The sequence below is a fragment of the Bradyrhizobium sp. 155 genome, assembly GCF_023101105.1.
Lineage (GTDB): Bacteria > Pseudomonadota > Alphaproteobacteria > Rhizobiales > Xanthobacteraceae > Bradyrhizobium > Bradyrhizobium canariense_D.
On record NZ_CP064704.1, the window covers coordinates 6,652,862 to 6,667,562 of the forward strand.

The 14,701-nt window shown below is 62.1% G+C and carries 12 protein-coding genes and 1 pseudogene; all 13 read right to left on the minus strand.

Annotated features, from left to right (window positions below; genetic code table 11):
- Window positions 1-262 precede the first annotated feature (262 nt).
- Window positions 263-1,261, minus strand: coding sequence for a polyprenyl synthetase family protein (locus IVA93_RS31905; protein ID WP_247789941.1), 999 nt, complete (start codon window positions 1,259-1,261; stop codon window positions 263-265).
- Between the two features lie 148 nt (window positions 1,262-1,409).
- A complete protein-coding gene (locus IVA93_RS31910) occupies window positions 1,410-2,747 on the minus strand; it encodes a cytochrome P450 (RefSeq protein ID WP_026233421.1) in 1,338 nt (445 codons plus the stop codon).
- A 5-nt stretch (window positions 2,748-2,752) separates the two neighbouring features.
- Window positions 2,753-3,678, minus strand: a pseudogene (locus tag IVA93_RS41045) (SDR family NAD(P)-dependent oxidoreductase).
- Window positions 3,575-3,883, minus strand: coding sequence for a ferredoxin (locus tag IVA93_RS31925; RefSeq protein ID WP_083926492.1), 309 nt, complete (start codon window positions 3,881-3,883; stop codon window positions 3,575-3,577). Before IVA93_RS31925 ends, IVA93_RS41045 begins: the two are co-directional and overlap by 104 nt.
- A gap of 1 nt (window position 3,884) precedes the next feature.
- A complete protein-coding gene (locus tag IVA93_RS31930; protein ID WP_247789942.1) occupies window positions 3,885-5,174 on the minus strand; it encodes a cytochrome P450 in 1,290 nt (429 codons plus the stop codon).
- A gap of 1,177 nt (window positions 5,175-6,351) precedes the next feature.
- Entirely contained in the window at window positions 6,352-6,636 is a 285-nt protein-coding gene (gene fdxB, locus IVA93_RS31935; protein WP_018457679.1) for a ferredoxin III, nif-specific, read from the minus strand.
- Window positions 6,637-6,649: 13 nt separating this feature from the next.
- Entirely contained in the window at window positions 6,650-6,850 is a 201-nt protein-coding gene (locus IVA93_RS31940) for a CCE_0567 family metalloprotein (protein WP_247789415.1), read from the minus strand.
- Window positions 6,851-6,857: 7 nt separating this feature from the next.
- Entirely contained in the window at window positions 6,858-7,328 is a 471-nt protein-coding gene (locus IVA93_RS31945) for a NifX-associated nitrogen fixation protein (protein WP_018457677.1), read from the minus strand.
- 10 nt (window positions 7,329-7,338) lie between these two features.
- The gene (gene nifX / locus IVA93_RS31950) at window positions 7,339-7,734 is read right to left on the minus strand and encodes a nitrogen fixation protein NifX (RefSeq protein WP_247377115.1); all 396 of its coding nucleotides are present in this window, start codon (window positions 7,732-7,734) and stop codon (window positions 7,339-7,341) included.
- A gap of 22 nt (window positions 7,735-7,756) precedes the next feature.
- Window positions 7,757-9,139: a nitrogenase iron-molybdenum cofactor biosynthesis protein NifN gene (gene nifN / locus IVA93_RS31955; protein ID WP_247377116.1), complete on the minus strand. Its 1,383-nt coding sequence runs from the start codon at window positions 9,137-9,139 to the stop codon at window positions 7,757-7,759.
- A gap of 9 nt (window positions 9,140-9,148) precedes the next feature.
- Window positions 9,149-10,783: a nitrogenase iron-molybdenum cofactor biosynthesis protein NifE gene (gene nifE / locus IVA93_RS31960; protein ID WP_247364017.1), complete on the minus strand. Its 1,635-nt coding sequence runs from the start codon at window positions 10,781-10,783 to the stop codon at window positions 9,149-9,151.
- A 119-nt stretch (window positions 10,784-10,902) separates the two neighbouring features.
- Window positions 10,903-12,462 (minus strand): nitrogenase molybdenum-iron protein subunit beta, encoded by a 1,560-nt coding sequence (gene nifK / locus IVA93_RS31965; protein ID WP_247299153.1) that lies wholly within the window; start codon window positions 12,460-12,462, stop codon window positions 10,903-10,905.
- Between the two features lie 80 nt (window positions 12,463-12,542).
- A complete protein-coding gene (nifD, locus tag IVA93_RS31970; protein ID WP_018457672.1) occupies window positions 12,543-14,045 on the minus strand; it encodes a nitrogenase molybdenum-iron protein alpha chain in 1,503 nt (500 codons plus the stop codon).
- Between the last annotated feature and the right edge of the window lie 656 nt (window positions 14,046-14,701).

Genomic DNA, 14,701 nt, shown 5'->3' on the forward strand with positions numbered 1-14,701 from the left:
GACGGTCCGGGCAGACGCCGCGCACGTCGCCGCGGGCCCGTCGCGGCCCCGCGCATGGGCAGCGCCGGACGGTCGCCCTGCTCCGGTGCGGCGACGCGCCGATGCTGGCGCCGGTCCGCCGCATAGGCTTGCGCGCAGCGCGCCGCGGCCGTTCTGGGCAACCGCTGCGATTGGCGCCGCGGACTCGGACACGGTGCAGCATGCACCGCTCCCGCCCGCCGATCGCAGCGGCACAGGGGCGACTCCACGCAGACGGGCGCGCTCATGCGCATGGCGCGTGCTTGAACAGATACGCGTTGGCCCGCTGCAGCATCTGCGCCAACCGTTCCGCACGCGGCCCCAGTGGGGCGATGGCCTCTCCGGCGTCGCGCAATAAATCCAGCGCGAACTGGCGCGCTGCCTGCAGCCCCATGATCGACGCGCAGGTCGGCTTCTGCGCCGCCGCGTCCTTGCCGGGGGTCTTGCCCAGCGTCGCGGTATCAGCTGTCGCGTCGAGAATGTCGTCGACCACCTGCAATGCCAGGCCGAAACAGGCCGTGTAGCGATCGAGCCCACAGTACAGCGCAGCGTGCGCGGCATCCTCGGCGATGGTGCATAGCGCGCCCATGCGAACGGACGCGCGCACTAGCGCTCCGCTCTTCATCCGGTGCATCGCCACGATCCTGTCCAGCTCGACGTGCTTTCCGACCAGCGACAGATCCATGGCCTGCCCGCCTGCGGCACCCTCGGCGGAGACCGCCTGCGCCAGTTCGCGCACGAGCGCGATACGGTTGTCGCCCGGCACATCCAGGCTCGCCAGGGTCAGGAAGGCGTGCGCCTGCAGCGCATCGCCGACCAGGATTGCAGTGGCTTCGCCGAACTTGACGTGCACGGTCGGAAGGCCGCGGCGAAGCACGTCGTCGTCCATCGCGGGCAGGTCGTCGTGGACCAGGGTACAGGCATGGATCATCTCGATGGCGGCGCCGATGTCGTCGAGCATGTGCGCCGGCGTGTCGGCCAGTGCGCCGGCAGCCAGACAGAGCAAGGCGCGGGTGCGCTTCCCACCATTCAAGGTGGCGTAGCGCATCGCCGCCATCAGCTCGGCCTCACCATCGTCTTCGGCGCAGAGAAGACGCGCCAACGCCTGTTCGACCCGCTTTGCGCCGTCCTGCATCCAGATCTCCGGCAGCAGCCTGCCGGATGCGCCGCGCACCTGCGCGCCCAATCCGCCGAGCGCGGAAACGCCAGTTCGGTCGTCGTGTAGCGTAGAACCGGTCTGCATGTTGTTCATGTCCTTGTACCTGACACGGCCACGGCGAGCGCCGAGCCGCCGCGGTGTTGCCGGCGTCGCACCGAGCGCACGCGCCCAGTGCAGTAATGCCGCCCGTCGCCGGCGCCGCTGCCTCGCCACACGGGGATGCGATGCCAGCTCATGAGAAGCCGATGCGGATTGTCATGGACGGATGTGCGGTTGGGTAATAGCGCCGGCCTTTTTCGACGCCGCTCAGCAACCGTGGCCGCACCCCGGCCTTGTGCATGGTCAGCGCCAAGGCGATGCAGAACTGCACCAGTTCCAGCCATACCAAGTGGTAGCCGATGCAGACGTGTGGGCCGGTACCGAACTGCAGCATGTCCACCGGCTGGATCGGTTCCGTGCGTTGCAGCCACCGCGACGGGCGGAACTGATCAGGCGCCTCGTGCAGCAGCGCCGAGGTCGAGAAATGGAGCAGCGGGATGCACAGATGGGTGCCCGCGGGAATGCGCCGTTGGCCGAGTTGCAATTCCTGCAGCGCGCGACGCGGCAGGAGCGTGGCCGTCGGATGCACGCGCAGCGTCTCGCGGAACAGCGCCTCGGCGACCGGACACTGCGCCAGGTCCGCGTGCCGGGTCGGCACCGCGCCCACGCGTTGCGCCTCCTCGACCAGGGCGTCCCACAGCACAGGCTGCCGCGCCAGCTCGATCACCATCCAGGCCATCGTCGAGGCAGTGGTGTCGTGACCGGCAAGCAGCAGCAAGCGGATATTGGCGACCAGGACGTCATCGGACATCCCATCATCGCTGCGATCGAAGGCGCTCACCAGGTCGTTGATCAACCCGGTGCGCGCGGCATGCGCGCGCACGTCGCGGACGAATTGGCGCAACTGTGCGTCGATCCAGTCGCGGGCGGCGCGGCCGCGCCGCAGGGGCAGTCCGGGCAGGTCGACCGGGGGCGCGACGATCAACTGCACCAGTTGCCGGTACTTGCGATGCCATTCCGGCAGGTCCTGCGCGGGGATTCCCAAGAGGCTGAAGATCAGCTTGAGCATCAGGTCGCCGGTTTCGCGCAGGATAGTTACGTCGCCGCGGTCGCGCCACGCCTGCACCCGCGCTCGGATGACGGGCACGAACAGGTCGCCGATGCCGGCCTGGGTCAGCCCCTTGGGCAGGAACGCCGCCTTGATCGCATCGCGCGCCTGCCGGTGCGCGCCGCCGTCCTGGGTAACCAACGTTCCGCCAAGCAATTCGGGCGCGATCTCTTCGATCAGCGCCGAGGACACGTCCTTGTGCCGGAGCAGTGCGAACGCATCCGGATCCACGCATGTCATCATGTGTCCGGCAGGGCCGAAATCCAGCCAGAAGTGGCTGCCCAGCATCCCTTCCGCGCGCCGCAGCAGGCGCGGCAGGTCGCAGACGATGGCGGGAAGATGCCCCACCAGGGGGAAAGCGCCGGGCACGACCGGAATGTCGTGCCGCAGCCGGTGCCGACGGTCCAGCGGGTTGAGCAGCATGTCCGTCAGCAGCGCGGCGCCGCGGCCGCTTCGGCGGTGTGCCGGCAGGCCGCGCGGCGCGGCTGTTGCCACGCTCGGCGTACGTCGGCACATGCGCCAGCATGCCGAAGTCGATGCACACGACCCGGCCGGTGATGAACGCAGCATCGTCGTAGAGCAGGAATGCCACCAGCGCGGCGACGTCCCTCGGCGCAGCCGACGCGCGGCAGGAGCTGGTGCCGCCGCAGATGCCGTTGCATGCACTCGTCCAGCTTGGCGAGGAGACGCTCGGTCATGACGAGACCCGGCGCAATCGCGTTCCAGCGGATCTGCGCATGACCGTACTGGGTGGCGAGCGAGGCCCACAGCATTTTCATCGCCGCCTTCGACGCGGCGTAGGACGTCTGCGCGGGGTCAGCGCTGAGCCCCTGCCACGACCACATGTTGACGATCGCGCCACCGCCGCGAGCGATATGGCTTGCGGGCAGCAGAGCAGCGTGCCGCGCAGATTGGTCGCCATGGTCTCATCCGAGACGGTCAGGGCCAGGTCGAGGATCGCGCAGTGGCGCGGGGTCAGATGCATGTCGCTCGCGTTGTTCACCAGCAGGTCAACCCCACCGAAGTGCCGCTCCGCCGCCTCGCGCAGCGCTGCCACCGACTGCGCGTCCGCGATGTCCATGGCCACGGCCAGCCGCGTGGCCCGCTTCGGCCGCGATCTGCGCGGTGCAGGCGATGCCCGCCGAGCCATCAATGTGGGCCACCACCACTCTGCCGCCCTCGCGCGCGATGGCGAGGGCGCTGCCTTGCCGATGCCGGCGCCAGCGCCGGTCACCACGGCCACCTTGCCTTCAAACCGCGCCATCGTGTCCTCCTGGATTGCGTTGTTCTTTCGCGGCATGCAGCTCGGCCTCTCCCGGAGAAGGCGCAGGGTCGGCGCTGGCGCGCTCGTCATCGCCAACGTCGCTTTCGATGACCCGAATGGCGGCGACTGGGCATTGGCTGGCCGCGAGCCGCACGGCGGCGTGCAGCGCCTGCGGGACCGTCGCCACGCACACTTCGGCCACGCCGTCCGGTTCGCGCGGGCGAAAGGCGCCCGGCAGCGTCAGCACGCACTGCCCGGTCGTTGCGCACAGATCCTGGTCCACCACGACGCGCATCTTAGCCCCCCTGCCCACGCAGCCGCACCGGCAGCGCGCGGAACGTCCTAAGGAACTCGGAGGGCTCCCGGGTCGGCGGCTCGGCCAATGCCAGCGTGGGGAAGCGCGCCTGGATCCGCGGCAGGCTCTCGGCCAACTGCACCCTGGCCAGTTGCGCACCGACGCAGAAGCGGATGCCGTGGCCGAAGCTCAGCATGATCTTTCCGTCCGTCGACATGCCGGGACTGGTGCCGTAGAACCGCGCGGGATCAAAGCGGTCGGGATCGGCGAAGGCGTCCGGGTCGCGATTGCCGGCCGCGATCAGCACGCGCACGTCCGCGTTCTTCGGGATCACCACGCCGCCCAATTCGATGTCGCGCTGGGCGATCCGCATAGTGGTGCTGAACATGACGGGCGAATCGCGGCGCAGGACTTCTTCGACGAATGCCTGCACCCCCACGGCGTCTCCCTCAAGCCAGTGCCGCTGTTCGGGATACGCCAGCATCGCCAACACCGCATGGTCGATGGTCGCAGCAGTGGTTGAGAAGCCGCCCAGCAGCATGCCCCAAAGCATGCTGATTAACTCCGCATCCGACAGCGTGTCGGCATCGTCGTCGTGTGCGCCGACCAGCATCGACACGATGTCGTGGCGGGGATCGGTGCGCTTACGCTGTATGAGGTCCCCGAAGTAGGCCTGCACCCTGGCGCTGGCCGCGTCCGCCGCGGCGAGCTGGGGGTCGCTGGCGTGCGGGCCCAGGCCTTTCAGAATGGGGTCGATGACGGCGGCGAGCCCGAACATGTCGTCCTGGGGCATGCCGAACAGTTCGGCCAAGACCAGCATGGGTAAGGCCAGCGCGAATTCCCGATGCAGGTCCACCGGCTCCCCGCGCTCCAGCGCGGGCGCCATGCCGTCCAGGCGCGCTGCGACGATGCGCGCGATGCTCGGCCGCAGGTTCTCGATCTGGCGCATGGTGAAATCGCGCGAGATCAGCCGGCGCAGACGCGTATGCGCCGGTGGGTCCTTCATCGCTATTGTAGACGCCAGCAGATTGAGTGACCGGCTGGTCGCCGCACGCGGAAAATAGCGCGCCAGTTCGCCCGGCGCCGGTGCCCGAAAGGCATCGCCCGTGCCCTTGAGCGCCCAGTAAATATCGGCGTGGCGGCTCAATAGAAAGAGGCCCGACGCCGCGCGATGCACCGGATCGTGCTCGCGCAACCACCGCATAAACGGATATGGGTCGTGGGTGCGCGCTGGCGACGCCAGTTCGGCGAAGGCGTCCCGGCATGCTGCCGTGGTTTCTTGCACGTCCATCTTCCTTACCTGTTGGCTGGCTGATCCGACCGGCGCGCGCCAGGCGCTCGGGCAAACTGCTGAGAACATCGGGGCGATTTCGCCGAGGCCCCCTGCCCATAGAATGCTGTCTGATGCGGATTTGACATTTTGCTTTTCTTTCTTCGTTCCATCGATCGCGGTGTCATCCACGAAATGAAGGTCGGTCGGCGGCTCCCGGCTCGCAACGAAGGAGCTTCAAAACTCGTGCCAATTTGCCGACCCAGCAGAAGGAAGAGATCGTGATTGCTTTTCAGCGGATTAGCCTGAGGCCAGACAAGAGCTCGCGAACTAGGCCAGTGTCGCGGACCAACAAAGGCGACAGAACAGTGTCGGATAGTCGTCAGACGCCAGACTGGCGACACCTTCTTTATCAGTTCTCCTGAATGACGATTCCAGTAGCTGGATAATATATGCGGCCTCTCGCAAGTGGACTGCTGTTGCAGGCAGGCCATAATGAGATCCGCGCACACGCGTTCCCAATGAAGGGTTGGGGCACGAAGCCCGCTTTTTTGCACAGGCTTACGGTATGCTGATCCACTGTTTCGTCATTACTATTCGCGAACCTTGCAATCGAGCCAGAAGCGTCAGGCAAACGCGGGATCTCTGCCGTCGCCACGCATCTGCTCGAAGCGCTAACAAAGACAGTGCTCCAGATCGACTTCAGGTCCGTCGCGATGTCCGGGACTGTTAGCATTCTTGCTCTTCGGGGGAGCGCTCCACGTCGATCTCGCAACGTTGGTAAGCCGCGCCGTGCCCCCAATCGAGCTTGCCACCTTCGCCACGATCACGTCGACGTTTATCCTTGGCTTTCTATTCTGGCAGCCCGCTGGTCTACTTGGTTAGTCGCTGCCGCTGCCTTTGCCACTGGTGTTTGGCGGCCTCATCAGCCTGACCGATCCGGTGGCGGTCATGGGTACGCTCAAAATGTAAAGGCACCTGAAGTCTCGAGGTCGAGATGCAGGGCGAGTCACTCTTGAACGACGGTGTCGGCATTGTCGTTTTCACGATCCTGCTGGCCTCCGCCGCCGGCGGTCCATGCGAGGTCGCGGCCCGACTCGGCAACTGCCGGCTTCACGCCAGAACAGGTCGGATCTGGGAGTTCCCTACCAGCTTGTATCTGACAACTCACTCTTCGATTTCGTCGGAGAAAGCTGAATCAACCAGGTGGTGTGTGGGTCTGACAGTTTGTTGGGCACACCCGGGCGCAGGCGCTGCAGCCGATGCAAGCGCCTTCGTCCTTCAGCACCATGACCTTCTTTTCGAGCTCATCGTCGTCCTCGTCGAGATCGATGATCTCGCCACCCTCACTTAGCCCCTTCAGCGTCATGACCTCACGGCCGCAGATCTTGTAGCAGCGGCCGCAGCCGATGCATTTGTTGGGATCGATAGAAACCAGGTAGTCCGGCCTCCAATTGCGACCGTCGCGGGTCCTGAATGACATGGCTAACCGTCCGCTATGTTTTGTCCAGCGCCTCGAGATATTGGCGCTTGCTTTCGAGCTCGCTGAAGGCAGCGTGGGCCCTCTGGGCCACGCTCAGGATCGACGACCAGTTGACTGGCAGCTCCTCGGAGAGGTCGTGGAGGTCCATCTTGGCCTGGGTCGCCTTGGCCGACAGCTTCTTTATTTCCGCTTTCAGAGTTTCGATGTCGCTCACACTTGCCTCAACAACTCGCCACTTCCGGGAACTTACGGATCATCTCAACGCCACTGTTGACGAATTTGTCGCCTTGATTGGCGAGATCAGAGAGATGGTCGAAACCAAAGCGATGCACGTCGCGCAGCTGCTTGCTCACGACAACGAGCCGGCCGCCGATCAGCACGATCCGACCGAACCCTTCGTGATGCATCTTCAGCATTGGCGAGATCATCACACCGGTTGCCTTCTCGATAGAGAGCGCAACGGCGTCGAAGAACAGCTCCAGCCGCCATGTCGTGTCCGGGTCGGGATTGCCGACGATCGGCAGCGCACGGCGCTTGCGCTTGTCGAGAACGTAGGGTTCGAGCAGCTCAAGATCCTTTTTGCCCTCCCAGGCGCCGTGGGTGTCCTGGGCGCGCCAGATCTTGATGAGCTCTTTCAGAAATGGCCATTCCGCGGCGGCGGCGGCTGGAGTGACTTCAGACGGATCGGCCATCTTTATTCCTTCAGGCTTCGAAATCCACCGTACGTTCCCGGCCTTTGGTGAGCAGCTTCCGCAGCCAGGGCGGCGGCGACCCCTTCAGCACGGTTTCGAGTTTGACGCAAAGGTCGTGGATGGGCTCTGGCTGCAGCACCTTCATCGGATGGATGTTCCTGGCGACGACTCGCGCAGCACCCGAGCCGCCAATCGCCGCAACATAGAGGATTGCGCACTCCCGGATCGCCTCGATCTTCGGCCCGAGCTTATCCTCATTGCCGTCTTCGGTGAGGTCACCGTCGAATTGGATCGCCTCGATAAACCGATGCCCGTCCGGGCCGACCTCGTAGATCACGATGTTCTTGGCCCAGCCGAAGTGGGCATCGACGTGCTTCAAGTCCTGAGTGGCGAATGCAACTTTCATCCGGGTTGTTTTCTCTCCCTGCTCAATGCAACTGGGGTGGATGGACCTGTGGGCCGCCGCAGCTTGATCGCCAGGTGTCGGGCGTCGGCCCATGGTTCGCTTCGCGGTCGGTGATGATCAGATTGGCAATGTCAAAGATCAGATCGCGCGTGCCGCGATAGCCAACCATCGTGAGGTGCGCAGCGCCAAGGCGATCGAACATCGGAAAGCCTACCCGGAAGAACGGGACATTGAGTCGCGAAGCGGCCTGGCGACCATGTGAATGCGACATCAAGAGGTCGCAGTCACGCGACCTGGCAAGCTCTTCAAGGTCCTCCAGATCGCCGATCAGGACGTCCTCGGTCCTGACCCGCTGGAGCACCGGTGAGGTCGTCGTCGTCACCGCAGCACTTACCTGTGCGCCCATCTCGTGGAGCAAGCTGGAGAGATCGAATAACAAGTCCGGCTCGGCGCCGATCGCGAGCTTGCGGCCGCCGATATGGAAATGTGCATCCAGCATGGCGTCTGCCAGCTGTCCACGCTGCCGGCGATATTTCCAGGGCACCGACCGCCCGCTGATCTGGCTCAGGAAGGCGATGAATTCGTCATTTGGGATAAGGCCACAGAGCCGCTCGAACAGGCGGAACGGCGCGCCTGTCCGCACCTGCATGGCCTCGGCCGCACGGCGCATCTGCGCGCCGATCGCGATCGTCCAGGCCACCTGCCCCATGGTCGCAATCTCGTCCACTCCAATGCCCCCGATCGTGATGGGCGTGAATTCGTCGGGGATGTGACCGTCCAGCGAACCGGCGACGTCCGGCAGGAACGAGGGCTTGAGCCCAAAATCCTCAAAAATCGTGCGCAGCTCGTCGAGATCGCCGGGCGTGAGGTGGCATCCAGGTAGCACGTTGACGCGGGAGATATCGCGCGGTCTCGCCGTGTCGACGGGAGCCACAAGCATCTCGATCATCCGCGCCACTGTCTTGCCCCAGCCATCCTGAAAGGCATCCTTGAAATCCGGGGTGGAGACGTAGACAAGGGGGAGCTTTTCGAGTTTCGGATGCTTCTGTCGGATCAACCGGATGAAGGCTTCGACGTCATCGCCGTTGGTCTCGGTGACGCCAGTCGAATTGATACCAATGATCTCAGGCTCGAGCCGATTGTAGATGTTGAGGATCGCCTGTTCGAGATTCTCGTGGCCACCGAGCACGGTGGCAACCTCGCTCATGGCCGTCGTCTGCATCGGCACGGCTTCATTGAAATGGCGCACGAACAGCGTTAGCCCGAAGGAGGTACAACCTTGCGGACCGTGCAAAAGCGGCATCGCGCCGCGCAGTCCCAGGAAGGCAAATGAGCCGCCGATCGGCTGGCTCATTTTGAGCGGATTGACCGAACAGGCTTTCTTCGAGGTAGTGACGACCGCCATGCCGCTCCCCTACTCCGCCGCCTGCAGCGCTGGGGGCTGCAAATCGGAACGAATGTCCTTACAAGCAACGCACCGTGCGGTGGAATTGGTGCATGGCTTGGCGAGGTTCAGGCCATGGGCCGCAATCGCGCTCTCGCCACCGCTGGCCTCATTTTCATTCGAGAGACTTATCGTATTGACGCCGTTCTTGCTCGCGTCTCGAACTGGATCAGCGGCTTGCGCATACATCTGCGCAACCGTCCTTGCCTGACGCTTTCGGTCGAACTCATCCCATGGCGCGGCTTGGCGGAGCTGATCCCATATCGGATTGTAGAGCGCTTTCTCGATCTCCTCCATGAGCTTGACAATCCCGATATAGCCCATATAGGCGTGGCAGCGCTCCTGGTTGATATCGAGCCACGGCATCGCCGCCTTTAGTGCGACGAATTGCGACTTGCCGCCGGAGAGCATGATGTCGGCTTTTGCGTCCTTTAGCATCTTGTAGATCTCGCGAGGCGACATGTCCTCGATCATGTGGGCGTGCTGGCCCATTAACTCCTTGATACGTTCCTTGTCCTTCTTGGTCGATTTCTTCACGGACGTGCCGACGATCTCGAGCCCGGCCTCTTGCAAAGCGGACACCATCGACCAGGATTTCACGCCACCGGTGATGAGAACAACCCTCTTTGCGGCAAAGCGTGGCTTGAAACGTTCAATCGCAGCCCAGGCTTTGGTCTCTTCGCGTGCGATCAGGGCTTGCGTGCGTTCCATCAGCTCGGCCGGCGCGCCGCGTTCGATCAGCATGCGCGCGATCTGGCGTAGTGAATCGCTGGAATCCTCAATACCGTAGAACGAGCCTTCAAAAAACGGGATGCCGTAGCGCTGCCTCATCTTGCGTGCGACGTTGATCATTGCCTTTGAGCAGACCATCATCGCGGCTTTGGCTCGGTGCGAATAAGCCACCTCGCGATACTTGCCGTCCCCCGAGATGCACGACAGGATCCGGATTCCGAGCTCATCGAGCAGCGGCTTGACCTGCCAGAGCTCGCCGGACAGGTTGTATTCGCCGATGATGTTGATGTCATACGCAGTGGTGTAATCGGGCTCTCCGGTACCGATGACGTGCTCCAGCAGTGCTTCGCCTGCGAGCTTGTTGCCGAGGTTCTTCGACCCCACAAATCCCGGTGCATTGATGGGAATGACCGGTTTGCCAAGTTTGGCGGAGGCTGCCTTGCAGACCGCATCGATGTCGTCACCGATCATTGCGGGCACGCATGTCTGGTAGACGAAGATGGCCTGCGGGTCGTATTTCTCTGTGATCTCCTTGACTGCCCTGTACAGCCGCTTCTCGCCGCCGAACACGATGTCGGTCTCGCTCATGTCCGTGGTGAAGCTTCTGCGCCAAAGATCGGAGCCGGAGGAGGCGGAACCGCGATTGTCCCAAGAATTGCCCTCACAGGCGATTGGACCATGCACAAGATGGGCGACGTCGGTGAAGGGCTGCAGTGCGACTTTGGCGCCATCGAAGGCACACCCACCGGCGACGCCGCCCGGCTTCAGCTGCTTGGTGCATCCATTCTTGCGCTCGACGTTCGACTTGCTCGCATTCCTGGCGCAGCCCGGTTCGTTAAAGACGTCCTGTATGGTCCTGGGAAGCGAAGTCATGGTGTCTCTTTCGGGGATGTCAAGACATTCGCACAGACCAAGAGGATGGCCCGGCGGAAAACCCGGGATCCCCGCCACAGCGCCGCTGTTCCTGCGGACGATGAGGCGGGGCGCTCGCCTCAACGTATGATGTCGAAGCTGTAGTCTGTCTTGCCAACCGAGCTGGTTTTTCTATCGATCTCATCAAAGATCTTGTCGAGAATCTTGACCAGCACATTCATGCTACCCTGATAGCCCCACACTGGATAACGATGGTGATGATGGCGATCGAAGATGGGAAACCCGATGCGGATTAGCGGCGTTCCAGTGTCACGCTCGAGATACTTGCCGTAGGTGTTACCGATCAGGAAATCGACTGGTTCTGTGAACAGGAGCGAACGCATGTGCCAGAGATCCTTGCCCGGGAAGGCGCGGCAGTTTCTACCGAACGGCGAGCTCGCGAACAGCGCCTGCATCTTCTGCTCCCAGCCCTTACTTCCGTTGGTCGAGAGCACGTGCGTCGGCTCAGCGCCAAGCTCCAGCAAGAATGCGGCAAGGCCATAGCAGAGGTCGGGATCGCCGTAGATCGCGAACTTCTTGCCGTGAACATGCGCGCTAGAGTCAGCCATTGCGTCTACCAGACGCCCGCGCTCCCGCTCCAGCGCATTGGGAATTGCCTTGTTGGTGATACGCGACAGCGTCATCAGGAAATCGTCCGTGGCGCTGACACCCAGAGGGTGATTGAAGGAGACGACCTCCTGGTCGTGCCCCTTGATGAAGGGCAACGTCTTCTCCGTACAATATTGCTGCATGGAAATGGTTGCCTTCGCATGGACTGCGTTCGCGGCATCCTTTAGTGTCGTGCCGCCATCATACATGCGGAACTCGCCGTCGGTGGGGGTATCGAACACATCACTGTTATCCGCGAGGATCGTGTAGCCGATCCCCATCAGCTCGAAGATGCGCTTTATCTCACGGATGTTTCCGACAGTGTAGCCGTCGAAGCCACCGATGAAGTTGATCCAGTTGTTCGCCTTGCGCTGGAGTTTAGGCGCCGTGCCGGCTTTGCCATCCCAGAAATGCTCGAGGATGCCCTTGAGCGCGTTGTCGTAGCCCGTAATGTGACTACCGACGAATGCAGGAGTGTGAGCGAATGGTACGTCGTAGTCCGCGGGGACTGAACCTTTTTCCTTTGATGTTTTGATGAAGGCGTTGAGGTCGTCGCCAATGACTTCCGCCATGCAGGTCGTGGCGACCGCGATCATCTTCGGCTTGTACATGTTGTAGCTGTTGGCAAGCCCGTCGGTCAGGTTGTTGAGCCCCCCGAACACAGCCGCGTCTTCCGTCATGGACGAGGAGACGCACGAAGTCGGCTCCTTGAAGTGCCGCGACAAATGGCTGCGATAATACGCGACGCAACCCTGGGAGCCGTGGACGAACGGCAGTGTGCGCTCGAACCCGAGCGCGGCGAAGACCGCACCTAGCGGCTGGCAAGCCTTCGCCGGATTGACGGTTAGCGCCTCGCGGGCGAAGTTCTTCTCGCGGTATTCGGGCGTCTTGGACCATTCTCCGATACGGTCGACTTCGGCGGGATCGTGCGGATTCTCAAATAGCGCCTTCTTATTGGCCAGCATCTGCTGGTATTCGTCTCCCCGGAAAAGCTCAGAGTGGTCGAGGATGTGTTCGGCGTTCTGTGTCATCATGGCACTCTTCAGGTTCTTGTGTTCGTTCTCCTGCCCTTCCCTCCTCTGCGGAAGAAAGGGCCCGAGCGTCGGCTTTCCTATTCCGCCGCCATGAGGCTCGGCCGCGGAGCGTCCTTCCAAGGTGCGGTGGTCTTCCCCCAGATCGGGGAGTTGATTGCCATGTCCATGTCTCGGGCGAAGATCGCGAAGCCGTCATAACCGTGGTAAGGACCCGAGTAGTCCCAGGAATGCATTTGGCGGAACGGCACGCCCATCTTTTGGAAGACGTATTTTTCCTTGATACCGGAGCCGACGAGGTCGGGCCGGATCTTTTCGACGAAGCGCTCGAATTCGTAACCGGTGACATCGTCGTAGATCAGCGTGCCGTCCTTGACGTAGTGCTGGGCGGTGCGCTGATAGTCGTCGTTGTGACCGAACTCATAGCCTGTGCCGACAACATCCATGCCGAGGTCCTCATACGCGCCGATGACGTGGCGAGGACGTAGGCCGCCGACGAACAGCATTACGGTCTTGCCATCGAGCCGCGGCCGGTATTTCGCGGTCACCGCATCGACCAGCGGCTGATATTTCGCGATGACGCGCTCGGCGCCCTCCTTGATCTTATCATCGAAGAAGCTTGCAATTTTGCGCAGCGACTCCGCGATTTTGGAAGGCCCGAAGAAGTTGTACTCGCACCAGGGAATCCCGAATTTTTCCTCCATGTGCCGTGAGATGTAGTTCATCGAGCGATAGCAATGTAATATGTTGAGCTTCGCTTTCGGCGTCGCCTCCAATTCAGCGAGAGATCCATCCCCGGACCACTGGGCGATGACGCGCAGGCCCATTTCTTCGAGCAGGATCCGTGACGACCAGGCGTCGCCGCCGATGTTGTAGTCACCGATAATGGCGACGTCATATGCGGTCGGCTGAAATTTAGAGCTGGCTTCTGGGGCGCTCTTGTCGAAGATCCAATCTCGAATGGCGTCGTTCGCGATGTGATGGCCGAGCGATTGTGACACGCCACGAAAACCCTCGCACCGCACAGGCACGATGGTTTTGCCGCCATATTCCTTTGACTTTTCTCTGGAGACTGCCTCGATATCGTCACCGATCAAACCAATCGGACATTCGGACTGAATGGTAATGCCCCTGTTGAGAGGAAACAGCTCCTGTAGCTCGTCGATGAGTTTGGTGACCTTTTTATCTCCGCCGAACACGATATCCTTTTCTTGGAAATCGGAAGTGAACTGCAGTGTCACGAACGTGTCGATGCCGGTCGTGCCGACGTAGTAGTTGCGCCGCGAGCCCCATGAGTACTGACCACAGCCGACCGGACCGTGGCTAATGTGGATCATGTCCTTGATCGGCCCCCAGACCACGCCCTTGGAGCCCGCGTAGGCACAGCCGCGGATGGTCATTACGCCCGGAATGGACTTGATATTGGATTTGACGCCACAATCGGACTTCCCCGCCTCGTGAACACTCAGATGCTTGGCGCGCCTTTTGGCGGTCTTCTCTGGGTAGACCTTCAACACCTCATCAATTAGCTGCTTGTTGCGCGCCTTGATCTCTGCGACGCTTTCGGTAGTTGCTCGGCTCATACAAATTTCCTTTCCATTGTCGTCTCAAATGAAGAAGCGACGCTTTTCCGGTAGACCGACGGATTTCCGATCCGGCGTTGAGGTGTAAAGCGTGCAATCTCCCTGTCCGGTCCGACCGGACGCAACTCCGCGGGGTTCTGGATCATGCCGCAGCGATCGATCAGAATGTTGCAGCTCATCTCGGCTAAGCGCTTGCGAGCGCCATGTGTGACGCTGTTGATTTGTCGACGGAATCGCTGACCAAGACGCGTCTCGGTGATGTCATGCCTGCCCTCCAGCCTTGGTCATATCGGCTTCTTTACTCGCTCGCGTGCCATCAGGGGCGGCCTGCCCCTCTGCATGTCGATGCAAAGGGCTAACAGCCGCCTGTTGCGCAGGGGTTTGCAACGAGTGTGCCAGCGCTGGTTGAACACGAAAAACCCACGTCTGTAGAGCTAGATAGCTGGCAGGATGCGGATTGTTATAAACCCGACCCTGCGTGGCACCGACAGGCGTACCCGCTAACGCTCTGTCTGAAACAAAACAATCACTTGCGCTCTCCGCCAGCGAGATAGGTAGAGTCTTCCCGCGCGCCGGCATCACTCCGGTGCGCAGCTTTGCTTGGCGCCCCATCGAGCGATCGCAAACACGATCGGCTCGAGAGAGTTCAGCGCACG

Bases quoted from the DNA above. Each gene is read 5' to 3' on its own strand.
- IVA93_RS31905 (WP_247789941.1), bottom strand. From the start codon at position 1,261: ATGCAGACCGGTTCTACGCTACACGACGACCGAACTGGCGTTTCCGCG.
- IVA93_RS31945 (WP_018457677.1), bottom strand. From the start codon at position 7,328: ATGGCCGATCCGTCTGAAGTCACTCCAGCCGCCGCCGCCGCGGAATGG.
- IVA93_RS31910 (WP_026233421.1), bottom strand. From the start codon at position 2,747: ATGCTGCTCAACCCGCTGGACCGTCGGCACCGGCTGCGGCACGACATT.
- nifX (WP_247377115.1), bottom strand. From the start codon at position 7,734: ATGAAAGTTGCATTCGCCACTCAGGACTTGAAGCACGTCGATGCCCAC.
- IVA93_RS31925 (WP_083926492.1), bottom strand. From the start codon at position 3,883: ATGCGCGTCGTGGTGGACCAGGATCTGTGCGCAACGACCGGGCAGTGC.
- nifD (WP_018457672.1), bottom strand. From the start codon at position 14,045: ATGAGCCGAGCAACTACCGAAAGCGTCGCAGAGATCAAGGCGCGCAAC.
- nifK (WP_247299153.1), bottom strand. From the start codon at position 12,462: ATGACACAGAACGCCGAACACATCCTCGACCACTCTGAGCTTTTCCGG.
- nifN (WP_247377116.1), bottom strand. From the start codon at position 9,139: ATGGCGGTCGTCACTACCTCGAAGAAAGCCTGTTCGGTCAATCCGCTC.
- IVA93_RS31930 (WP_247789942.1), bottom strand. From the start codon at position 5,174: ATGGACGTGCAAGAAACCACGGCAGCATGCCGGGACGCCTTCGCCGAA.
- fdxB (WP_018457679.1), bottom strand. From the start codon at position 6,636: ATGTCATTCAGGACCCGCGACGGTCGCAATTGGAGGCCGGACTACCTG.
- nifE (WP_247364017.1), bottom strand. From the start codon at position 10,783: ATGACTTCGCTTCCCAGGACCATACAGGACGTCTTTAACGAACCGGGC.